Origin of the sequence: Bacillus sp. NP157 (genome assembly GCA_018889975.1) — a bacterium.
In the GTDB taxonomy this organism is placed as follows: domain Bacteria; phylum Pseudomonadota; class Gammaproteobacteria; order Xanthomonadales; family Rhodanobacteraceae; genus Luteibacter.
The window spans coordinates 3663724-3685893 of the sequence record CP076546.1; the positions used below are offsets into that span (position 1 = coordinate 3663724).

The 22170-nt window shown below is 68.7% G+C and carries 16 protein-coding genes; 8 read left to right on the forward strand and 8 right to left on the reverse strand.

Annotated elements, in window-relative coordinates; translation table 11 throughout:
* Window positions 1-171: 171 nt before the first annotated feature.
* Both pbpC and KPL74_16820 read right to left on the reverse strand, forming a co-directional pair.
* A complete protein-coding gene (gene pbpC / locus KPL74_16815; GenBank protein QWT19395.1) occupies window positions 172-2541 on the reverse strand; it encodes a penicillin-binding protein 1C in 2370 nt (789 codons plus the stop codon).
* A gap of 1 nt (window position 2542) precedes the next feature.
* On the reverse strand, window positions 2543-8584 hold the full coding sequence (locus KPL74_16820) for an alpha-2-macroglobulin family protein (protein QWT19396.1): 6042 nt from the start codon (window positions 8582-8584) through the stop codon (window positions 2543-2545).
* 323 nt (window positions 8585-8907) lie between these two features.
* On the opposite strand from KPL74_16820, the gene KPL74_16825 reads away from it, so the two are divergent.
* From KPL74_16825 to KPL74_16845, 5 genes are read left to right on the forward strand one after another with little or no spacing between them, the layout of a single operon-like run.
* Window positions 8908-9948, forward strand: a complete 1041-nt coding sequence (locus KPL74_16825; protein QWT19397.1) for a PAS domain-containing protein — start codon at window positions 8908-8910, stop codon at window positions 9946-9948.
* Window positions 9949-9988: 40 nt separating this feature from the next.
* A complete protein-coding gene (locus KPL74_16830) occupies window positions 9989-10417 on the forward strand; it encodes a YciI family protein (GenBank protein QWT19398.1) in 429 nt (142 codons plus the stop codon).
* Window positions 10418-10476: 59 nt separating this feature from the next.
* Complete coding sequence (locus KPL74_16835; protein QWT19399.1) at window positions 10477-10941, forward strand: VOC family protein; 465 nt, start codon at window positions 10477-10479, stop codon at window positions 10939-10941.
* A 10-nt stretch (window positions 10942-10951) separates the two neighbouring features.
* Window positions 10952-11722 carry a hypothetical protein gene (locus KPL74_16840; GenBank protein ID QWT19400.1) on the forward strand — a complete coding sequence of 257 codons (771 nt, stop codon included), beginning with the start codon at window positions 10952-10954 and terminating at the stop codon, window positions 11720-11722.
* A gap of 51 nt (window positions 11723-11773) precedes the next feature.
* On the forward strand, window positions 11774-13033 hold the full coding sequence (locus KPL74_16845) for an RNA polymerase sigma factor (protein ID QWT22635.1): 1260 nt from the start codon (window positions 11774-11776) through the stop codon (window positions 13031-13033).
* A 12-nt stretch (window positions 13034-13045) separates the two neighbouring features.
* Here the strand turns inward: KPL74_16845 and KPL74_16850 are convergent, their stop codons facing one another.
* From KPL74_16850 to modA, 6 genes are all read right to left on the reverse strand, one after another.
* Complete coding sequence (locus KPL74_16850) at window positions 13046-13522, reverse strand: DUF1851 domain-containing protein (protein QWT19401.1); 477 nt, start codon at window positions 13520-13522, stop codon at window positions 13046-13048.
* A gap of 75 nt (window positions 13523-13597) precedes the next feature.
* Window positions 13598-14752: a beta-lactamase family protein gene (locus tag KPL74_16855; protein ID QWT19402.1), complete on the reverse strand. Its 1155-nt coding sequence runs from the start codon at window positions 14750-14752 to the stop codon at window positions 13598-13600.
* A complete protein-coding gene (locus KPL74_16860) occupies window positions 14749-15696 on the reverse strand; it encodes a flippase-like domain-containing protein (protein QWT19403.1) in 948 nt (315 codons plus the stop codon). Before KPL74_16860 ends, KPL74_16855 begins: the two co-directional genes overlap by 4 nt.
* Before the next feature lie 68 nt (window positions 15697-15764).
* A complete protein-coding gene (locus KPL74_16865) occupies window positions 15765-16430 on the reverse strand; it encodes an ATP-binding cassette domain-containing protein (GenBank protein ID QWT19404.1) in 666 nt (221 codons plus the stop codon).
* A complete protein-coding gene (modB, locus tag KPL74_16870) occupies window positions 16427-17101 on the reverse strand; it encodes a molybdate ABC transporter permease subunit (GenBank protein ID QWT19405.1) in 675 nt (224 codons plus the stop codon). The genes KPL74_16865 and modB overlap by 4 nt, the downstream gene beginning before the upstream one ends.
* Window positions 17102-17108: 7 nt before the next feature.
* Window positions 17109-17855: a molybdate ABC transporter substrate-binding protein gene (modA, locus tag KPL74_16875; protein ID QWT19406.1), complete on the reverse strand. Its 747-nt coding sequence runs from the start codon at window positions 17853-17855 to the stop codon at window positions 17109-17111.
* Window positions 17856-18002: 147 nt separating this feature from the next.
* Here modA and KPL74_16880 point away from each other — a divergent pair, with 147 nt between their 5' ends.
* The 3 genes from KPL74_16880 to KPL74_16890 are packed head-to-tail and all read left to right on the forward strand — an operon-like array spanning window position 18003 to window position 22053.
* A complete protein-coding gene (locus KPL74_16880) occupies window positions 18003-18989 on the forward strand; it encodes an HlyD family secretion protein (GenBank protein ID QWT19407.1) in 987 nt (328 codons plus the stop codon).
* Window positions 18986-20440, forward strand: a complete 1455-nt coding sequence (locus KPL74_16885; protein ID QWT19408.1) for an efflux transporter outer membrane subunit — start codon at window positions 18986-18988, stop codon at window positions 20438-20440. Before KPL74_16880 ends, KPL74_16885 begins: the two co-directional genes overlap by 4 nt.
* On the forward strand, window positions 20437-22053 hold the full coding sequence (locus KPL74_16890) for an MFS transporter (GenBank protein QWT19409.1): 1617 nt from the start codon (window positions 20437-20439) through the stop codon (window positions 22051-22053). The genes KPL74_16885 and KPL74_16890 overlap by 4 nt, the downstream gene beginning before the upstream one ends.
* Window positions 22054-22170: the final 117 nt, after the last annotated feature.

Below are 22170 nucleotides of genomic sequence, written 5' to 3' on the forward strand. Positions count from 1 at the left end.
TCGTCGCGGATGCGGGGCGCTGAATGGTGGGTGCCGAATACGCCCAGCGATGGGCGCGTGGGGGCGTGGATTTGCCTAAATTGTGGGAGGGGTTTGGGAGGTGGGAGTTGGGGGTGATCGCGCGCGGGCGCGCTCCTACAGGGGTAGGGGGATGGTGGGTCGGGCGGGATTTTACGGGAGTGGGGCGATGGCGAGCGGGCGGGCGTCTGAGGCGCCGCGGTCGTCGACGACGCGGACGAGCACGCGGCCGGCGCGCTCGGGTTTCCACATCAGCGGCTGGCCGGCGGCCACGTTGCCGACGTAGGCGTCGTCGACGAACCAGTACAGCGTGTGCACGCTGGCATCGGTGGTGGCGGTGAAGGCGATCTGCTCGGTGCCCAGCCGGGCGACGCGCACCTGGTAGGTGCTGCCCTTCAGTGGCGAGGTGATCTGCGGTGCATCCCCGGCCGGCTGGCCACCGCCCTGGCAGTCAGGCAACGGCGGCGGCGCGCGCCGTGGCATGCCTGCCTGGGCAAACACCCGCGCGAGGTCGGACGGCCAGTACTCGTACACCTGCACGTGCGTCGTCGCGCTGTCGTAGGGCGGACACGCCGGCTTGCCGCTGCGGTTGTCGATCACCACCGGCCGGTGCACGGTGCTGACCCGGATCGGCGACTTGCCGGGGATGAACCACGTGCGACCGACCTGGGGGCACCACGCGTTGGGCAGGTCGCCGCTGGCCAGGCAGATCGGCACCCGGCGCAGGTTCGGCGGGTTGCGGTGGATCGGCTCGACCATGCCCGGCCGCTCCGCGCGCAAGGCGTCGGCGATGCGGAAGAACAGCGGTGCCGCCGCGTCGACGCCGACGAACGCCGGGTTGCCTGCGCCGTCGAAATTACCGATCCAGACGACCAGCACGTACGGGCCGAACGCACCAGCCGTCCACGCATCGCGGAAACCCCACGACGTTCCCGTCTTCCAGTACACCGGCAGCCGCGAGGGCTGCGCCGCGACAACATCGTCCGGGCGTGGGTTCTGCCGCAGCATGTCCATCACCATGAAGCTGGCTTCTTCGCTTAGCAGGCGCGTGCCCTGCGTGCGTGGCTGCGTTGCCAGCGTGCGCAGGGGGCGCAGTTCGCCACGGTTCGCCAGCATGGCGTAGAGCCCGGCCAGCTCCTGCATCGTGACTTCACCCCCGCCCAGCACGAGGGCCAGGCCGTAGTGTTGCTCGGTCTGCATGCGCGAAATGCCGGCATCGCGCAGGAACTGGTAGAGGCTTGGGCTGGACAGGCGCGAGGCCACCTGCACGGCGGGGATGTTGCGGCTGCGCACGAGCGCCTGCGTCGCCGTCACCGGCCCAAGGAAGCGACCGTCGAAGTTCTCCGGCGTGTACGGGCCGAACGCCGATGGCACGTCGCGCAGCACGGTCTCGGGATGCAGCACGCCCTGGTCGAAGCCGAGCGCGTAGATGAAGGGCTTCAGGGTCGAGCCCGGCGATCGTTTGGCCTGGGTACCGTTGACCTGGCCAAGGATCGACGCGTCGAAATAGTCGGCGGAGCCCACCATCGCCTTGACGCCCATGTCGCGGGTATCGATCAACACGGCGGCGGCGTTGCGAATGCCGCGGGCGCTGGCATGGGTGATGTACCGGCGCACCTGTCGCTCGAGGCTATGCTGCAGACCGAGGTCGAGCGTCGTGGTGACGCGCATCTCGTCATTGCCGTCCAGCCGCCTCTCGGCGAGCACCTGTTCGACGAAGTGCGGCGCTTCGAACGGCAGGCGCGATAGCGGGCGCAGCCGCAGCGGAAGGTCGAACAGTGCATGCGAGGCGCTGTCCGCCGGATGCCGTGCCACCCAACGTTCGTACAGGCGGTCGCGCGACGCCTTCAGCGCCTTGTCGATCACGCCCACGCCGTTCGCATTGCCCGGCAGGCCGCGCGCCGGCTCCTGCGGGATCACTGCAAGGGTCAATGCCTCGGGCAGGCTGAGCCGCGCGGGTGGCTTGCCGAAGTAGGCGAGGCTCGCCGCACCGGCGCCCTCCACGTTGCGGCCATATGGCGCCGCGTTGAGGTAGGCCTCGAGGATGTCGTGCTTGGAGTACTGCAACTCGAGCTGGACGGCGCGCAGCACCTGGACAACCTTGCCACGCGGGCTACGCGTGTCCAGGTGCCAGAGCAGGCGCGCGAGCTGCATGGTCAGCGTGGAACCACCCTGCGGGTTGCCGCCGCGCACGTAGGTCACCCACGCGCCACGCGCCAGTCCCCATGCCGAGACACCCGGGTGCCAGCGGAACCAGCGGTCTTCGTGGAGCAGCACGCCATCGACCAGCGCGGGCGAAATGTCTTCCAGCGGCACCCACAGGCGGTAGCGGTCGTCGCTGGCCAGGGTCAGCCGGAGCAGTTGCCCGCGCGCGTCGTACACGGCGGTCGACGACGGCAACGACGCACGCAGCGGATCATGCGGCCACCACCGGCAAGCCACCGGCACGGCCGCGACCAGCAACAACGCCACAAGGGCGTTGTGCCAGCGCGGCCAGCGGAGACGCGCAAGCCATCGCCTCACGTCACGGCTTCGCTTCCACCGTGATGGAACCGCCACCCGGTGCGGTGGCCTGCTTGCCACGGTCGTACAGCGACTCCACCTGCGCCGGCGGGATCATGAACTTGCCGGCGTTGGTGGCCTTGATCCGGTAGATGAATTCCTGCACGTCGCTGGAGGCGAAGCCGTAGACGACCACGCGATCCTCGCGAACGTCGGCGTACTCAGGCTTCCAGGTCGACTCGGGGTTACCGATCGGCGAGTGCCAGGCCGGCGTAGCGTCGGCATCGGCGTCCCCGTCAGCAGCGTCGGCACCGTCGCCGTTCGCGTCGCCTTCCGTGCCTTCGTCCGACTCGTTCGCGTCGGAATCCGAGGTTGCTTCGTCCGTCGAGGCGGCGGCCTGGTCGTCTGGCGTAGCCGGTGCCGAGGTATCCAGCGCGGGTTCGAAGCCACCCGGCAGCAGGTCGGTGATGGCAATGTCCGGCACGCCGTCGCCCGTCGTCGCGCGGATGCGTACATGGACGTCCACCTCGTCGCCCACGCCGACCGTCGTGACCGGGTTGCCCTTGGTGTCGGTGTAGCTGCGAGTGATTTCCAGTCCATCCTTGCGCACCTGCGCGGAAGGCACGCGGTCGAAGCCGGCCTGGGCCACGCCATACCAGGCGGTGGCGTCACTGTCGTTGACCAGGCGCAGGCGCTGCGCGGTGGCCGGGAAGGTCGCCGACAGCAGCACGCCGTGCGCGGCACCGATCGATGTCACCGCACCGTCCTTCGCCACCGAACCGATCGAAAGCTTCGACGGGGTGCCGCCGTCCTTCGCCCACGCATCCAGCGCAAGGATGACCATGCTGGACGACAGGGTGTTGTAGTGGCCCTTGCCCAGCGGGCGCACCAGGGTATCGACTACCGACGGGGGCAGGTCCTTCGCCATCTCCGGGAAGTGCTTCGCCAACAGGTACAGCACGGTGGCATCGCGGATGCCCGGATCGTAGTAGTCCGCGTACTCGTACGCCTCGTCCGCCGGCTTGCGCGTCAGCAGCTTGCGCGGGCCGGCCATCAGGTCGCTGGCGACCTTGTCCTGGTGCAGCAGGCGATACGACGATGCCAGCCACGCCGCGGCGACGTCGTTCTTCCACGTGGTCGCGTAGGTGTCCTGCAGGCGACGCTGCAGCGAGGCCAGGTCGTTGGTGGTGACGGTGCCCTGGCGGGTCAGCAGGTAGATCGCGTAGGCGCGCTCGCGCATGTCGGCGATGCCGTCACCGCTGTCGTCCGCGGCGATCTGGCGCAACGCCTTGTTCGCCGCGTCGAGCATGTCGCGTGGCACGGCCACCCCGCGGTCGCCCGCTTCGAGCAGGTAATGCACGGCATAGTCGGTGGCGAACGCACTGGTATCCGGCGTCGCCGTCCACAGGCCGAAACCGCCCTGCCCGTTCTGCCGGGCGCGCAGCGTGTCGAACAGCGCGGCCACCGGATCCGCCGGCGCCGCGGCGTCGCCCGGCATGCGTGCGGGCTTCACGTCGCCGAACTCCGGGCGCGAGCCAAGGATCAGCGCCGGCATCGCGGCACTGATCACCTGCTCGGTGCAGTAGTGCGGGAAATCCACCAGGTAGGCGGCAAGGCCACGCGCCAGCACGACCGGCACGCTGGAGAACGCGGCATCCCGGCGCGCGTAGGCGTCGTGCATGTCGCGCAGGCCCTGCACGTCGCTGCGTGCGTGTGCGTCAACATGGCCGAACGCGAGCTCGGTGCGGAACGGCGAGGCCGGGCGGACGGAGAGATCCAGGCCCTGCTTCGCCGACTTGCCGTTCGCCCCCGCGCTGAAGGCAAGATGGGCCGAGCCCAGCTTGTCGGTGGCGCGCACGCGGAAGGTCACGGCACCTTCGCGCATCTCGCCGAGGTCGAGCGTCTTCGTCGCCTCGCCGACCACCTGCAGCTGCGGCCCCACCTTCAGGGTCACCGCGACCGGCACGGTCTTGCCACCGAGACCGGTGAGGTTGTTGGCGACGCCCACGCTCACCTCGGCCTCGTCACCCGGCGCCAGCGTGGTCGGCACGTTCGGCGACAGCACGAAGTCACCACGGACGGTGGTCGCGCCTTCGTAGGTACCGACGCGCTCGGACGATACCGCGACCGCCATCACCCGCAGCTTGCCGTTGAAGTAGTCCGGTACCTTCCAGCTGAGATCGCGCGAGCCGTCGATGTCGACGATGCCCGACCAGTAGGCCACGGGCTTGTCCTGCTTGCGCCGGAACGGATTCAGCTGCCGACCGATCGCACCTTCCGCATCGCCGCCCGGCGCCGACAGCGCCGTCAGCTTGGTGAAGTCGGGAATGATCAGGTCGAGGATCTGCGCCGTGGAGACCTCCAGCATGCGCTTGCGGAAGAAGTACTCGAGTGGATCGCCCAGTTTGTAGCGGGCGACCTGCAGGATGCCTTCGTCCACCGCGAACACCACCGCACGCGTCGGTGCGGTCGAGGTGACATGGAACGTGACCTCGTCGCCCGGCTTGACCAGCGCAGGCGCCTCGACCTTCAGGCTGGCACGGCGCGCGTCCATGTTCACCGAGAACGGCACGACGCCGAACGACAGCGGGCTCATGAAGATCTCGTCCGACGACGGATCGCGTACGTATTGCACGTTGATGTAGCCGTTGCCTTCGAAGCCCGCCGGCACGGTGATGTGCTGCACGGAGCTGGTGGTGTCGGCATGGAACCAGGCGTGCGCGTATACCTTGTCACGCTCGATGGTGATGAGGCCGCTACCGGCGTAGGGCGCGCGGATCGCGATGTCGACGGCCTCGCCCGGGGCGTAGTCCTTCTTCGACAGGGTCAGCTGCAGCTCGGCATTGCGCTCCAGCGAGCGCGACACGTTGCCTTCGCCGGCAACGGACCAGGCTACGCGGTTCACTTCCTTGCCATCCGCGTTCTTCACCACGAGGGCGAAGTTACCCGGCTTGTCCGTGGGCAGCGCCACGTCGACGCCAGCCGCCGGGATCGTCAGCGGCGTTTCGGACAGGGTCGTCTCGCGCGCCTTGGATTCGTATTTGTAGACGCCTGAGTCCTGTTTGGTCAGGACCGAGACATAGCGCGTCTCGACGACCGCCTGCTTCAGGCCGGGCAGGTCGATGCGCTTCGCTTCGGGGTTGATGGCGACCAGGTTGACCTTGCGCTCGGCGTCGCGCGACACGTAGTCGAGGTTATCCGGCGCCCGGTAGCCGACCAGCCAGTCGTTCGACGAGACCATGCCCTGCGTCGCGGCGGCGACGCTGCGGCCACCTTCGGCCTCATAGGCCTTGGCCAGGAAATACAGCTGGTAGGTCGCATCGGCATAACGCGACAGGTCGAGCGCGAACTCGGCGTGGCCCTTGTCGTCGGTCTTGCCGTCGGCGAGCTTCTCTTCGAACCCGTCCTTGGCGCGGCGGATGTCGTAGAAGTGGTAGTCCTTGTAACTGGGGAACGACGGGAAGGCCGGGCGAAGGGTCAAAGAGCCCTCCACGCGGCGACCGGCGGCCGGCGTGCCGAACAGGTTCTGCACGTCGACGACGGCCTTCAGCTGCGCGGGCTTCACCCAGCCTTCCGCCACCGCGGTCGACAGCTTCGCCGATACCTTCATGCGGTCGGGCTGGAATTCCTTGACCTGCACCGTGGTGTCGCCAATCTGCGAGTACGGCTTGCCGTCCTTCGCGATGTACAGGTTCACCGTCCAGTTGCCGGTGGGCGATGTCTCCGCCGTGGTGTAGTCCAGCTCGGCGAACCCGGCCGCATCCATCGATACCGCTTGCTGGCGAACCGTCGTGCCGCGCGGATCGACGATCTGTGCGACCAGCGGTATGCCGGCCACGCTGCGCGTCCAGCTGCTGGCGCGCACGATGATGCCGATGTGGAACAGGTCGCCGGGACGGTAGATGCCACGGTCGGAGAACAGGTAGCCGGACAGCCGGCCTTCGCTCTGCGGATTGGCATCGCCGCCGACGTCGAAGCGGGAGAAGTCCAGCTCGCGGTCGTGCGCCGCCACGGGCAGGAACGAGAGGTCGTCACCCTGCCGGACGACGAACATCGCTGGCTGCTTGTCCTGGGTAAAGCCATCCAGGCCCGCGAAATGCGCGCGACCGTCCGCGCCCGTGGCCTGCGTGAGCAGGGTCGTGCCGTTCTTCGCGATCACCGCGACCGACGCGCCGGATACCGGCTGGCCGCCATGGATCGACTGCACGAAGACGTCGCGACTGCCATCCGCCGAGCGCTTCGAGATGACGCCCAGGTCGGTGATGACGACCAGGCGCTCGTCGCTGGGCCAGTCGTACGGCAAGGACGGCGTGCTGCGGTCGAAACGCTCACCCGCCTGCGCGGCGGCCGCATCCGGGTCGCCGCCGGCCTCGCGCTGCGCCGCTTCGCGAGCGGCCTGCATCGCCTGCTCGCGCAGTTCCTTCTCGTGTTGCGGATCGTAGCCGGCCAGCTTGAGCAGGAACACGCCGCGCTTGCCGCTGGCGAGGTACTGGCCAAGGTCGAAGCCTTCGTAGTGGGCCTTGCCCGGGCCTTCGTCGGCGATCGGCAGCTTCTTCACGAAGCGCTCGGCGATGTCGTCGGTCGACAGGCCATACATCTGCGGCTTCGCGAACGTGCCTTCGTTCATCGACACCAGGTGCTGCAGCTGTTCCGGCAGCACGCGGCCGACTTCGACGCGCATGCCCGGCATGTTGCGCGAGACCACCGACACGCGGCGGTCACCGGTCAGCGACAGCAGCGAGCCTTCCGACATGAAGCGAAGCAGGCGCGGGTAGTCAGGCACGGTCAACAGGTCGGCACGCGCGGTCGGCATGACGTAACCGCCGAACGACGCCATGCCCTTGTCGACGCGAACGTACAGGCGGTCGCCCGGCTGCGCGTGGTACTTGAAGCTTTGCGACTCGGCCCAGTCGTTTTCCGTCGGCACCACCTCGGGCTTGATCGCCTTCAGCGTGCGCAGCTCGGCGTCGCCGATCTGGTCCACCGCATCCAGTTTCGAATCCTTCGGCACCACCCAGACGTGCACGCGCTTCGCCAGGTCGTTGTCGCTGACCGCGCCGCTGAACTGCATCACCACGACCTGCTCGGGCTCGAAGCGTGCGTTGTCGACGAGCGTCGCCTGCACGTCGTCGAGCTTGAGGCTGTAGAGGCCCGGCACGCGCACCGTGGTTTCCAACGCCTTGTCGGTGCCGTCGCCACCGCGGCTGCTGTGCACGCCGTCGGCCAGCTTCAGGCCTACCGAGCCATCGTCGCGCGGCAATTGCAGCGGCTGCGAATGGACGAAGGCATTCAGGCGGTGCTCGTCGTAGGTCACGCTGAACTTCAGGTCGTCGCCATGCTTCGCATCGCGTTCGCGCAGGTCCAGCGCGATGCGCTTTTCGAAGTCCGCCGCATCGACCGGATAATTGAAACCGACCTGGATGATGGTCTTCTTGCGGGTCGGATCCTGCGGGTCCTGGTAGAACTCGCCATTGACGACGCGCGCCGTGAACGGCGCCGTCTCGAAGGCGACATGGTCGTCGGCGAGCCGCGCCTGCGGCGCGAACACCTTCGCCTTGTCGAAGCGCACGTCGACCTTGCGCCCGACCGGCCAGTCCGAGGCTGGCGTAAACACCAGGGTGTGGTCGCCGCTCCACTTCCACTGGCCACCCAGCTTCGGTTCCATCGCGATGCCGTCGGTCACCGGCTTGCCCAGCGCTTCGATCCGCGCGGCCGACCCCGAGAAACGGACGAGCAGCGGATGGATCTCGGCCGGCACCGTTGTGTAATCGGTTACGGAAGGCGCGACCACCGACAGGGTGATCAGGTTGGGCTCCACGGCCTTCGGTCGATTCACCCACCAGTGCCAGCCGAACCAGCCTGCGGCGACCAGCGCGAGCGCGCCAGCGATGCTGCCGGTGAACTTCAGCGGATGCTGGCGTGCCGCCCGGCCCGTGGCGGGAACCCACGCCGGAGCCGACCAGGCTACGTTGCCGAACAGCGGGCGCAGCAGGAAGCCGAGCAACCAGCCCAGGCCGCGCAGCAGGCGCACGGGAAGCATCGCGATGAAGCGCAGGAGATCCATGTTCCGTTCCGTTCCTTTGCCAGGGTGGCGGTGGCCGCCGGGATCCGTGGGCGCACGCTGGCTCCGCGCAGGAAGCGCGGCGTGGCTAGCGGATGGCCCCGGACATAGCCTGCGCGCGACCCCTGTCGCGCTGGCGGCTGGATTCTGACATATCCGCGACCGATGTCGGGCGGCCTGCAGGCAGATGGCGGAATCAATACGAAGAATCTGAAAACGCTTACGTCATGACCGACTCGTGACGGGCCTCACGACCCGGCGCGATGGCATGCCGTGGCGCCGTGGGTTGGGGTATCGTGAGCCGGCTTCTTGCAGGGTGACCAACGATGAGCGAACACGCCGCGAGTCCTTTTGAACGGGCCGTCGCCACGTCCGACCGCGAGTTCCGCGAACTGGCGGAGTTCGCGCCGGCCATGATCTGGCGCGCCGGCACGGACAAGCGCAGCGACTGGTTCAACCCGGCGTGGCTGGCCTTCACCGGGCGTGGCATGCAGGAAGAAGTCGACGAGGGCTGGGTCAGTGGCGTCCACCGCGAAGATCGCGAGGCCTGCGTGGCTGTCTGGCTCGACGCCTTCGAAGCGCGCAAGCCCTATTCGATGGAGTATCGCCTGCGCCGCCACGACGGCGAATATCGCTGGATCCTCGAGCAGGGCACGCCGTTCCACCGCGAGGGCAGGTTCGCCGGCTACTGGGGCAGTTGCGTCGACGTCACCATCCATCGCGATGCCCAGCGCGCCCAGCGGATCCTGATCAACGAGCTGAACCACCGGGTGAAAAACACCCTGGCGGTGGTCCAGGCCATGGCGGTGCAGAGCTTCCGCGAGGAGCGACCGGCGTCGGAATCGCTGGCCCTGTTCCAGAGCCGGCTGGTTGCGCTCGGTGGCGCCCACGATCTGTTGCTGGGCCGCGGCTGGGAAGACGTGCCGCTGCGCAGCGTCGTCGATACCACGGTCGCACCCCACGATCCCGATGGCAGCCGGGTCAGCCTCGCCGGCCCCGCCCTGATGCTCACGCCGGAAAGCGCCGTGTCGGTGGCCATGGCCCTGCACGAGCTGCTGACCAATGCGATCAAGTACGGCGCCTTGTCCGTTCCCGCGGGCCGCGTGCGCCTGCACTGGTCATACGTGGCCACGCGCAAGGCGCTGCGGATCGAATGGAAGGAGACCGGGGGACCGGCCGTGGCCACGCCCGCGGTGCGTGGCTTCGGTACCCGCTTCATCGAGCGCGTGCTGGCCACCCAGGCCGGCGGCACCGCACAGGTGGTTTTTGCCGAAGACGGCGTCTTCTGCTTCTTCGAGGCGGCAGCCCGTCCGATTCCGCAAACCGACCGTGTCGATTTCCGCGAACGCCATTCGACGTCCCCCTGAAAGCCGGGAATCGTCCCGGCCACCTGCGAGGAGACGAGACATGCGATTCATGGTGATGGTCAGGGCGACCGCGGCCTCCGAGGCCGGCGAGATGCCCTCCGAGGCCCTGCTGACGGCGATGGGCAACTACAACGAAGAGCTGGTCAGGGCGGGCGTCATGCTCGCCGGCGAGGGCTTGCATCCGAGCCGCAACGGCGCGAGGGTGCGCTTCTCGGGCGACCGCCGCGAAGTCATCGATGGCCCCTTCACGGAAACCCGCGAACTGATCGCCGGCTTCTGGCTTTTCCAGGTGCGCTCGCTGGACGAGGCCATCGAATGGGTGAAGCGGGCACCCAATCCGTTCGAGGGCGGCACCTCGGAGATCGAGATCCGCCAGGTCTTCGACATGGAAGACTTCGGTGCCGAGCTGACGCCCGAAGCCCGTGAGCAGGAAGAACGCCTTCGCGCCGACATGGCCAGCCGAGCCTGAGCGCCTCGCTCCATCCCGGAAAGCGATCACCCACCCCATCCGCAACGAAGGACGCCACGATGAAGATCCAGCCCTACCTGCATTTCAAGGACAACTGCGAAGAAGCCTTCAATTTCTATGCGAAGGCGCTCGGCGGCAAGATCATCATGATCAGCCGCTACAAGGACATGCCGCCGCAGCCCGAGGGCAGCGCGCCGCCGGAAGGTTGCGAGAGCCCGACGCCGGCCGATATGGTCGCGCTGGCCGACAAGATCATGCACGCCCGCCTCGACGTGAACGGCGAGATCCTGATGGGCTCGGACACGCCGCCCAGCTTCGCTCACCCCGGCATGCACGGCTTTTCGGTGGCGCTGGGCTTCGACACCGGCGCGGAAGCCGAGAAGGCGTTCCATGCCCTGGCCGAAGGCGCCCGGGAAATCGGCATGCCGATCGGCGAGACCTTCTGGGCCGAGCGCTTCGGCATGCTGGTCGACAGGTATGGCGTGAACTGGATGTTCAACGGCGGCGAAAAAAAGGGCCCGTGAGGAGGCACGCATGCGATTCCTGATCGTCCGCAAGGCGGATAGCGACACCGAGGCCGGCGCACCGGTCACCCGCGAACTGGTCGACGCCATGGCCGAGTACTGCGACGAACTGGCCGCGGAGGGCCGGTTCCTCGCGGGCGAAGGTCTCAAGCCGAGCCGCGACGGCGTGCGGGTGAGTTTCACGGCGGGACGCGAGCCGGTGGTGGTCGACGGTCCGTTTGCCGAGGCGAAAGAGCTGGTAGCCGGCTTCAGCATCATCGAAGCCGAATCGATGGACGATGCGGTCGACTGGGTAAAGCGCTGGCCAGCCATCGATGCCGATGGGCATGCGGAGATCGAAATCCGCCCGATCGGTTGCCCGGGTGGACTGACCAACTTCGGCGACCCGGCCGAGGACGACTCGCAACGCCCGCGCTACATCGTGATGCTGAAGGCCAATGCACGCAGCGAAACGGACTGGAATCCCGGCCCGGACATCCTCGGCAGGATGGCCGAGGCCAACCGTGCCGGGCACGAGGCGGGCTACCTCATCGCGGGCAATGGCCTGTCCTCCAGCCAGCACGCACGGCGGGTGCGTTTTACCAGGGGCCATCCCCATGTGTTCGACGGACCGTTCGCCGAGATCAAAGAGATGGTCGCCGGATTCTGGGTGCTGCGCGTGGACAGCATCGCGGACGTGATCGCGTGGGCGCGTACCTATCCCTTCCCGGATGGCGACGAGGCGCGGCTCGAAATCCGTCCGCTGTACGGCATGCAGGAACTGCTCACGCCGCTGGGCTGATGCGGCGGCGCGCCTTGCACGGCATGGTGGCGGATGCTGTCATCCGTCACCATGACCGACCCCACCCATCGCGCCATCGATGCGATCTGGAAGATCGAATCGCCCCGGATCATCGCGACCATCGCGCGCATGGTCCGCGACCTCGACCTTGCCGAAGAGCTCGCCCAGGACGCACTCGTCTCGGCACTGGAGCAGTGGCCCGCCGAAGGCGTACCGCGTAACCCAGGGGCCTGGCTGACCCAGGCGGCGAAGCACCGGGCGGTGGATCGCATCCGCCGGGAACGCATGGCCGGACGCAAGCTGGAAGCGCTGGGCAAGGACATGGAAGGCCTGCTCGAATCCGCCGACGACGCCCTGGTCGACCTGCTCGACGACGATATCGGCGACGACGTGCTCCGCCTGATCTTCACCGCCTGCCATCCGGCGCTCTCGGTCGAAGCCCAGGTGGCGCTGACCCTGCGCCTGCTCGGCGGCCTGTCGACGGACGAGATCGCCCGCGCCTTCCTCGTGCCCGAGGCCACCGTTGCCCAACGCATCGTCCGTGCGAAACGTACGCTGGCGGCCGAGACGGTGGTTTACGAGGTGCCGCGCGGCGATGCCCTCAGGGAGCGCCTCGCGGCGGTGCTGCGCGTGGTCTACCTGGTCTTCAACGAAGGCTATGCCGCCACCGCCGGCACCGACTGGATGCGTCCCGCGCTGTGCGACGAAGCCTTGCGGCTGGGCCGCATCCTCGCCGAGCTGATGCCGCGCGAGGCCGAAGTCCACGGCCTGGTCGCCCTGATGGAAATCCAGGCATCGCGGGCCGGCGCGCGCACACGGCCGGATGGCGAACCGATCCTGCTGATGGACCAGGACCGCGGCCGCTGGGACCGCCTGCTGATCGGGCGTGGGCTGAAGGCGCTGGAGCGTGCCGGGCGGCTGGGCGGAACGCACGGCCCCTATGCGCTGCAAGCCGCCATCGCCGCCTGCCACGCCCGCGCGCCACGCGGTGCGGAAACCGACTGGGCACGTATCGCGGCCCTGTACGCCGAGCTGGTGGAAGTGATGCCGTCGCCGGTGGTCGAGCTCAATCGCGCCGTGGCGGTATCGATGGCCGAAGGGCCGGCGCCCGCCCTTGCCATCGTCGATGCGCTGGCCGACGAGCCGACGCTGAAGGATTACCACCTGCTACCCAGCGTGCGCGGCGACCTGCTGTTCCGCCTGGGCCGCATGGAACCCGCGCGCGCAGCCTTCCTGCTGGCCGCCGGGATGACCCGCAATGAACGGGAGCGTGTCCTGCTCCAGGCACGGGCGGCGGCCTGCACGCCCTGAGCCTGGCAGGGCTCAGTGGGTGATGTCGATGTTGACGTTGGTGCCGTCGGGCAGGTCCTGCAATTGCTGCAGCATCGCGCCGGTGAGCTCGAAGTGTTCGCGCGCGGGCACCGGGTTGAAGTTCTCGACGGTGTATTCGCCTTCGGCGAACACCGGCAGCGTGACGTAGGTGTAGCACTCGCCCGCGCGGCATACCTTTCCCGCGTCGACCAGCGCTTCGACCAGCGGCGGCAGCAGCCACTCGTCGGCGATCTCTTCGCGCAACAGCTGGTTGAAGCCCTCGACGTTGTCGGCCACGCGCTCCACTTCGCCCGTGCCGGTGTTCAGCCAGAACACGCCGCCTTCGTCGGCCTCGTAGAACATGTCGCCCAGCGCGGTGAACAACAGCGGCGTGAACGCGTCGCCGATGCACCAGCGCCACGATTCGGCGAGTGCATCGATGGCTTCTTGGTCAGGCGTGCAGGTCAGTTCGTTCCAGGATAAGGGCATGGCGGGGAAGCCGGAGGTGGGGGTGGCCAAATTCTAGCGCCATCGGCGCGCAGGCGCGCTCGCCCCACGAGCGCCTCACGGCGTTTCGTCCACCGCCCGTTCCACGGCGCGCACGAAGTCGCCGCGGGCCTTCGCCTGCGCATCGTCCGTCGCCACCGGCCAGGCCGCGAGCTGCACGATGACCAGGTGCCGTTTCGGATCGACGTGCAGCAACTGGCCGAAGATGCCCAGCCCGGCGTAGGAGCCGTCGGCCCACGTCCACCACTGGTAGCCGTAACCGCGTCCCGGCACGCCGATGTCGGCCTGCGTGCGCGTCGCTTCCGCGAGCCATCCATCGGCCAGCACCGGCTTGCCACCAGCGATGCCGCCGTCGAGCAGGAACTGGCCCAGCCGGGCGTAGTCGCCCAGCGTGGCGGACACGCCCGAGCCACCGGCCTCGGTGCCATCGACCTCGTCCTTCAGCCACAGCGCATCATCCGCCATGCCGTAGGGCCGCCAGATTTTCTCGGACAGATAGGCGGCCAGCGTCTTGCCCGTCGCCCGCGTGACGAGGATGCCGATCAGGTCGGTTTCGCCGGTCTTGTAGACCCAGCGTTCGCCCGGCGGGAACTCGCGCGGCAAGGGCGCCATGTAGGTCACCAGCAGGGGCACGCCCGCTTCGCGACGGCCCTCGTACATCCGTGCGACATCCGATCGTGGATCGACGTAGTCCTCGTTCCAGCGCACGCCCGAGGTCATCGACAGCAGCTGTCGCACGGTGACGTCGCGGTACGCTCCCGCCGCCAGTTCCGGGATGTAGCGCGTGACCCTGTCGTCCAGCGAGTGGATCGCGCCGTCGCGCAGCGCCGCGCCCACCAGCGTCGACGTGAACGACTTGGCTACCGAGAACGACGTCCAGCGCGTGTGTGCATCGGTGCCCAGGCCATGCCGTTCCAGGCGCAGCTTGCCATCCTGCAGCACCATGATCCCCGCCACGTGGTGTGCGGCCATGTAGGCGTCGAGCGTGCTCCCATCGGCGAAGCGCGGCTCCAGCGGCGCGCCCTGCGGCAGCGCATGGGCCACGCCATGGCGCACGACGTTGCTCGCGTACTGCGCATCCATGTGGCGGAAATTCACTTCGCGCTGCGCCTGGTTCCAGAACAGCACGTCGGTGCGACGCGCATGCGGGGACGCACAGCCCGCGATGGCCACGACGGCCACTGCGACGAAACAGAAGAGGCGCGGCCTCATCGTGCCACCTTGCGTACGCGATGGCGGATCTCGAAGATGCCCAGCGCGATCGACGCGAGGATGAACGGCCCGAAGCCGTAGATGACCCGGTAGGCGAGCAGCGCCGCAAGCACCTGCGCTCGTTGTTCCTGCGGAAACGCGGCGAGGGTGAGCGCTTCGAAGGCGCCGATGCCACCGGGAGTGTTGCTGACGATGCCGGCGAGGATCGCACCGACGTAGATCGGCGCAAAGTCGAGGAAGCTCCCGGCGATGTCGGTGGGCAACAGCAGGTACATCGTTGCGATCGCGGCGATCATCTCGACGATGCCGATGGCAATCTGCGCGCCGGCCGAGCGTGCCGAGGGCACCGGCGTCGTGAACTTCCACACCTTCAGCTCATCGTGTTTGCCCGCGAGCCAGCGCAGCAGCAGGACAAAGGCCACCACCAGCGCAGCACCGACCCAGCGGCCCCAGCCGTTGGCGATCGATGGCTCGAGCATAAGCGCGATGGCGGTGACCGCGGCAAAACCCATCGCCACGGCAAAGCCGACCAGGCCGACCACGCGCGCCACGTCGGGCGCGCCCACGCCCTGCCGCGACAGCATGCGGTAACGGATCGCCGTGCCGGTGATGGCGTGGAAACCGAGGGCATTGCAGATGGCGTGCGTCGTGGCACCGGAGAAGATCTTCATCTTCATCGACACCTTGCCGGGTACGACAGTCTCCACCGCGAACACGTCGTACGCCGTGAGGCATGCCCAGCTGACCATCGCGGCACCGATCGAGCCGATGACATGCCAGTGCGGAATGCGGCCAAGCGCATCGCGCACGTCGTGCCACGCCATCTTCGCGATATAGCGATGCAACAGGAACGCCGCCGCGCCGATGATGGCCAGCGTGATGGCGTATTTCAGGGCGCGGATGGCCAGGGCCTTGCCCTTGCCGGTCGGGCGGGTGTCGCGCAAGGGAACGTCCGTGCGGTCTCGGGGGGAGGTGGATGATAGCGGACGACCGGGCCGGGTTCGTTGCACGCTCATGCCACCACGCGCCCGTCGCGAATCTCGATGGTGTGGCCTTGCAGGGCGTCGACGTCGGCGGGGTCGTGGGTGATCAGGAGCAGTTGCAGGTCCAGGCGTTGCTGCAGGGCCAGCAGTTCCGCGCGCATGCGCGTGCGCAGGGCCGGGTCCAGCGCGGCGAAGGGCTCGTCGAGCAGGAGCAGGCGCGGCTCCGCGACCAGGGCGCGGGCCAGTGCCACGCGCTGGCGCTGCCCACCGGAAATGCGCGCGGGATAACTGTCGGCGACGCCACCCAGCTCGAACAGGTCCAGCCACTGCGAAACGCGCGAGTCGCGCTGGCGGCGGCGCGGGTTGAGCCAGCCGCGGGCCAGGCCGAAGCCGACGTTCTGCGCGACCGTGAGGTGCGGGAACAGCGCGTAGTCCTGGAAGACGTAGGCGACGCCACGCTCGCGCGGTGGCAAGGCCACGCCGGCCGCCGAGTCGTAAAGCCGATCGCCATCGACGCGGACATGACCCGCGTCGGGCACGAGCAACCCGGCCATCGCGCGCAGGGTGAGGCTCTTGCCGGCACCCGAGGCGCCGAACAGGACGATCCGCCGCGCGTCGGAGGCGAACGCCACGTCGAGCTCGAACTGGCGCTGGTCGTCGCGCAGCGATTTGCGGATGGCGACGTCGACGCTCACGGGCGACTCCGGCGCAGGTGGTCCGGCGCCAGCCAGCCGGCGAGCAGCAGGGCGAGCACGCAGGTCACCGAGACGACCCCGACCATCACGGCGGCAGTGCGGTCATCGCCGGCCTGGACCGCGGCGTAGATCGCGACGGAAAGGGTCTGGGTGCGCCCGGGCAGGTTGCCCGCGATCATCAGCGTGGCGCCGAACTCACCCATCGCCCGGGCGAAGGCGAGCAACGCCCCTGCCGTGATGCCGCGTGCGGCCAGCGGCAACGAGACGCGGAAGAACACGGCCGCCTCGCGCAGGCCGAGCACGCGCGCCGCGGATTCATAGTGCGGGTCGACCGCCTCGAAGGCCGCACGCGCCGCCTTCTGCACCAGCGGGAAGGCGACCAGGGTGGAAGCGATCACCGCGCCCTGCCAGGTGAAGACCAGCTCGATGCCGAGCCGGTCCAGCCACCCGCCGAAGACGCCGCGACGGCCCAGCAGGACCAGCAGGTAGTAACCGAGCACGGTGGGTGGCAGCACCAGCGGCAGGGTCAGGATCGAGTCGACCACCTCGCGGGCATGCGAGCGCCAGCGCGACAGCCCGTAGGCCACGGCCACGCCCAGCACGAGGTTGATCGCGGTCGCCCACAGGGCAACCTTCAGCGTAAGCAGCAGCGGGATCCAGGCAGCATCCACGCGGCGCTCAGGGTGCTTCGAAACCGAAACCGGCGAGGATCGCGCGCCCTTCGCCCGACTGCACGAATGCCTCGAACGCGGCGGCCTCGGCGGGCTGCTTCGAGCCCGCCACCACGGCCATCGGGTAGGTGATCGGTTTCGGCGTCGCGACGGTGGCGGCGACCTTCACCTTGTCCTTCATCACCGCGGCGTCGGTGGCGAATACGAAGCCGGCATCGACCTCGCCCCGCGCGACGTAATCGAGGCCCTGGCGCACGTTCTGCGCCAGCACGCCCTTGGCCGACACGGCGTCCCACAGGCCCTGCTGTTCCAGTGCGGCTTTCGTGTAGCGGCCGACCGGCACCGAGGCCGGATCGCCGTAGGCGACGCGCTTCACGCTGGCCGCCTTCAGGTCGGCGGCGCTGGCGATGGCGGCCTTGCTGTCCGCCGGCACCACCAGCACCAGCCGGTTTGCCGCGAAATCCCTGCGCGTGGCCGGATCGATCGCCTTAGCCGCGACCGCCTTGTCCATGGCCGTTTCGTCGGCGGACGCGAACACATCGGCGGGTGCGCCGCTTGCGATCTGGCGCAGCAAAACGTCCGAAGCGGCGAAGTTCAGCACGACATGGGTACCGGGGTGTTTCGCTTCGTAAGCCTTGCCCACGGCCTGGAAGGCATCGGTCAGGCTGGAGGCTGCCGAAACCACCAGGTCGGCGGCCGAGGCACCGGTGGCGCCGGCGAGCAGCAGCGTCGCGACGAGCAGGCGAAAGCGCATGGGGGTCGTTTCCGGCAGGAGGGTCGAAAGCGACTATACGCGGCGGCGACAGGGCACGGAAACCGCGGCGTGGATGCGGTCAAGGATCGCCAATCCAGCCCACCCCGGCAGTGGCAGCTTGGCCGGACCGAACCTGGGACAGCTTCCATGAAACACGCCTTGCGCATCATCGGCGGCCTGCTGGTCCTGGGCACCCTGGCGGTGTTGCTGTTCGCCTGGCTCGACCGCACCGAGGTGACCACCGACGCCTATGTCACCGGACGCATCCATCCCGTGGCGCCGCGCGTCACCGGCACCGTGGTCGCCCTGTACGTCAACGACAACCAGCACGTGAAGGCCGGCGAGGTGCTGCTGGAGCTCGACACCCGCGATTTCGACGTGCGCGTGGAACAGGCGAAGGCGGAGATCGATCGCGCACAGAGCCAGGTCGCCAGCGCGAAGGCCTCGATCGCCGAGGCGAACGCGGCGATCGTCGCCGCCGACGCGAACGTAAGGAAGACCGGGTTCGACCTCACCCGCGCCAGCGAGCTGGTCAACGAAACCCCGCGCGGCATCTCGAAGCAGGAATACGACGCCGCCCGGGCCGCCTCGGATTCCGCGAAGGCGAACAAGGCCAGCGCGGAGGCGCGCAAGGTCGCGGCGGAGTCGTCCGTGGTGGCGGCCGAGGCCCAGGTGGCTACCGGCCAGGCGGCGCTGCACGATGCGCAACTGGCGTACGGCTACACCAAAGTGCTGGCGCCGGTCGGTGGCTACGTGGGCCGGCGTACGGTGGAAGTGGGCGCAAGGGTCACCGCCGGGCAGACCCTGCTCTCGGTCGTGTCCGACGAGGTCTGGGTGGTGGCCAACTTCAAGGAGACCCAACTGCACGGGATGACCCGCGGCACGCGTGCACGGCTCACCGTCGATGCGCTTCCCGACATCACCTTCATCGGCCACGTCGACAGCATTTCGCCGGCCTCCGGTTCGCAGTTCGCCCTGCTGCCGCCCGACAACGCCACGGGTAACTTCACCAAGGTGGTCCAGCGGGTGCCGGTGAAGATCCTGTTCGACGCCGACGACCTGCATCGCTATCGCGATCGCTTGCCGCCGGGCCTGTCGACGATCGTGAAGATCCGTGCGGAGCCAGGCAAGTGAGCCTTGCGCGCGCCGCTGTCGCGCTCGGCCTGCTCGCAGCTACCGCGCTGGCGCTGGGCGGCTGCGTGCTCGGGGCCGACTACCAGCGCCCTGCCCGACCGGCGCCACCGGCCTGGCAGCACGCCGACGCGGGCACGGGCACCGGCACTACGACCCTTCCCGACGCGTGGTGGACGCTGTTCGGCGACGATGAACTCGACCGGCATGTGCAGGCCACGCTCGCCGCGAACCAGGACCTTGCCGGGGCCCTTGCCCGCTACGACCAGAGTCGCGCGCTGCTTGGCGTGGCGCGCGCCGCCGAATTCCCCCAGGTGTCGCTCGACCCGGCGTACGCGCGTGCGCGCACTCCCGGCACCGTGTCGAACGCGTTGCCGGTGCTCGAGACCACGCTCTACAACGTGCCGGTGGACGTGGCATACGAAGTCGACCTGTGGGGTCGCGTACGACGCAGCGTGGAGGCCGCCCGTGCCGACGTGGAAAGCAATGCGGACACGATCGCGGCACTGCGCCTGAGCCTCGCGGCTGCGACGGCATCGACCTACCTGTCGTTGCGCAGCACCGACCGCGACATCGACGTACTGGCACGCACCGTCGCGCTGCGCGAAGACGCGCTATCGCTGGCCGACCGCCGCGCCCATGCGGGCGTCGTCGGTGACCTCGACGTGCTGCGCGCCCGCGCCGACCTTGCCCAGACCCGCGCCGATCTCGCCGATGCGCACCGCCACCGCGACAACCTGGAAAATGCACTGGCCGTGCTCGAGGCGCGCGACGCACCCGACTTCCATATTGCCGCGGAGGCGTGGGCACCGACCGTGCCCGAGGTACCGCCGGGCCTTCCTTCCAGCCTGCTCACCCGGCGCCCGGACGTCGCCGCCGACGAGCGCGCGCTGGCGGCGGCGAGCGCACGCATCGGCGTCGCCCGCACCGCGTTCTTCCCGTCCGTGCAGCTGACCGCGGCCGGCGGCTTCGCCAGCAACGGGCTGGGCGACCTCACCTCCCGTAACAGCCGGCTCTGGTCGATCGGCCCGTCGGTCCACCTGCCGATCTTCGAAGGCGGTCGCAACCAGGCCAACCTGGAGGCGGCGCAGGCGGCCTATCGCGGCGCCGAGGCACGCTGGCGCCAGGACGGCATCGTCGCGTTCCGCGAAGTGCAGGACGCGCTCGGCGACGGCGCATGGCTGCGCGAACGCGGCGCGGCGCTGGATGCCACGGTCGATGCGGCCACGGCGGCGGCAAAGGTTTCCCGCTCACGATACGACCGCGGCCTTGCCGGCTATTTCGAAGTCGTCGACTCGGACCGCCAGGCGCTCGCGAGCCAGCGTGCGGCGATCGCCAACGACCAGCAACGCCTGCTCACCGCGATTTCGTTGATCAAGACGCTGGGTGGCGGCTGGAAAGAAGGCGACCCGGTTCCACGCCCGGTCGGTACGAACGCATCGGTGGGTCCATGAACGCGGTGGCCAGCCCAGCCGCAACGGCCGCGCCAGCGCCGCCTGCCAGCCTGCCGTGGCTGGGCATCGTCGCCGTGCTGGTCGGTGCCGTCGCCACCACCCTCACCTCGCGGCTCACCTCCATCGGGCTGGCCGACGTGCGTGGCGCGGTCAGCGCAGGCTTTGACGAGGGGGCATGGATCCCCACGGCGTTCTCGGCGTCGCAGATGTTCATCGGGCCCCTCGCGATCTTCCTCGGCCGGGCATTCAGCCCGCGCCGCGTGCTGCTGGTGGGTTGCGTCGTCTACGGCCTGGCCGAGCTGCTCATCCCCTTCGCGCCGGACCTGCGTTCGCTGGTCGTGCTGCAGTGCCTGGCCGGCCTCGGCTCGGGGACGTTCATCCCACTCACCGCATCGTTCATCCTGCTCAGCCTGCCGCGCAACCTCTGGCCATGGGGCCTGGGGGCGTACGCGATGAACATCATCCTCGGCCTCAACGTCGCCAGTTCGCTCGAAGGCTGGTACGTCGAGCACGCGACATGGCACTGGATCTTCTGGCAGAACACGCTGGTGGCGATGCCGTTGTTCGTCCTCTACTGGTTCGGCCTGCGGCGTATCCCGATCGACCACGAATACCTGCGTGGCGGCGATTTCCGCGGCATGCTGGTCGGCGGCATCGCCTTTACCCTGGTCTTCGTCGCGCTGGACCAGGGCGACCGGCTCGACTGGTTCTCGTCGCACCTGGTCATCGGCCTGCTCGCCGCCGGCTTCATCCTGCTGGGCCTGTTCCTGCTGCATGAAACGACGCTGCCCGCACCCAGCGTGGATTTCGGCCTGTTGATCCGGCGCAATGTGTTCCTGTGCATCGTGCTGATCACCGCCACGCGCTTCCTGGTGACATCGAGCAACACGCTGGTCGCCAATTTCCTGATCCAGGTACGTGGGCTGCGCCCGCTCGACGTCGGCAACGCCTTGCTCTGGGTGGCGCTGCCGCAGCTGGTCATCGCACCGACCGTGGCGTGGTTGCTCAACCGGATCGATGCGCGGTTTGCGATCGGGGTGGGCTTCGCCGTCGCATCGGCGGGATTCCTGCTTTCCACCGGGATCACCTCGGAGTGGGCGGAGGGCGACTTCCGCTTCGCCCTGCTGCTGCAGGCCATTGGCGAAACACTGGAGCTGACAGCGGTGATTTATTTTTTCGCCCACCACGTAGGCCCGGCCGACGGCATCACCTTCGGTGCGCTGATCCAGACCGCGCGACTGTTCGGCGGCGAGCTGGGCACCTCGTTGCTGATCATGTTCACGCGCAAGGCCGAGCAATGGCATTCCAACCTGATCGGCCAGCACGTACAGGCCGGCTCGCCGGAGACGAGTGCGCGCATCGCCGACTATGCCGGCGTGGTCGGTAACCTCAGCCAGGGCGCCGGCACCGCCGAGGCGCGTGGCGCGGGGCTGCTGACCGCGGCCGTCCGCGGCCAGGCGTACACGCTGTCGATCCTCGATGGGTTCCTGCTGGCCGCCTGCATCGGCACGGCCGCGGTGCTGGTCGTGCTCTGCCTGCGCGAGCCGCCCGTGCTCGACAACCCGGCCGCCGTGCCGCCGCTTCCCGACCCGGTCCGCGCCGAGCGGGCGTGAGCGCGCAGGCCGGGGCGACACCGTGCCGCATCCCGCCCGGCGCACGTCGTGCCATGATGTCTGGACCCGGGTCCGGGGTTTTCATCAAGGGGACGCGCGCGTGCGTCGTGGGCTGGT

Bases quoted from the DNA above. Each gene is read 5' to 3' on its own strand.
- modA (QWT19406.1), bottom strand. From the start codon at position 17,855: ATGCGCTTTCGCCTGCTCGTCGCGACGCTGCTGCTCGCCGGCGCCACC.
- KPL74_16820 (QWT19396.1), bottom strand. From the start codon at position 8,584: ATGGATCTCCTGCGCTTCATCGCGATGCTTCCCGTGCGCCTGCTGCGC.
- KPL74_16840 (QWT19400.1), top strand. From the start codon at position 10,952: ATGCGATTCCTGATCGTCCGCAAGGCGGATAGCGACACCGAGGCCGGC.
- KPL74_16830 (QWT19398.1), top strand. From the start codon at position 9,989: ATGCGATTCATGGTGATGGTCAGGGCGACCGCGGCCTCCGAGGCCGGC.
- KPL74_16850 (QWT19401.1), bottom strand. From the start codon at position 13,522: ATGCCCTTATCCTGGAACGAACTGACCTGCACGCCTGACCAAGAAGCC.
- KPL74_16825 (QWT19397.1), top strand. From the start codon at position 8,908: ATGAGCGAACACGCCGCGAGTCCTTTTGAACGGGCCGTCGCCACGTCC.
- KPL74_16835 (QWT19399.1), top strand. From the start codon at position 10,477: ATGAAGATCCAGCCCTACCTGCATTTCAAGGACAACTGCGAAGAAGCC.
- KPL74_16880 (QWT19407.1), top strand. From the start codon at position 18,003: ATGAAACACGCCTTGCGCATCATCGGCGGCCTGCTGGTCCTGGGCACC.
- KPL74_16845 (QWT22635.1), top strand. From the start codon at position 11,774: ATGACCGACCCCACCCATCGCGCCATCGATGCGATCTGGAAGATCGAA.
- KPL74_16855 (QWT19402.1), bottom strand. From the start codon at position 14,752: ATGAGGCCGCGCCTCTTCTGTTTCGTCGCAGTGGCCGTCGTGGCCATC.
- KPL74_16890 (QWT19409.1), top strand. From the start codon at position 20,437: ATGAACGCGGTGGCCAGCCCAGCCGCAACGGCCGCGCCAGCGCCGCCT.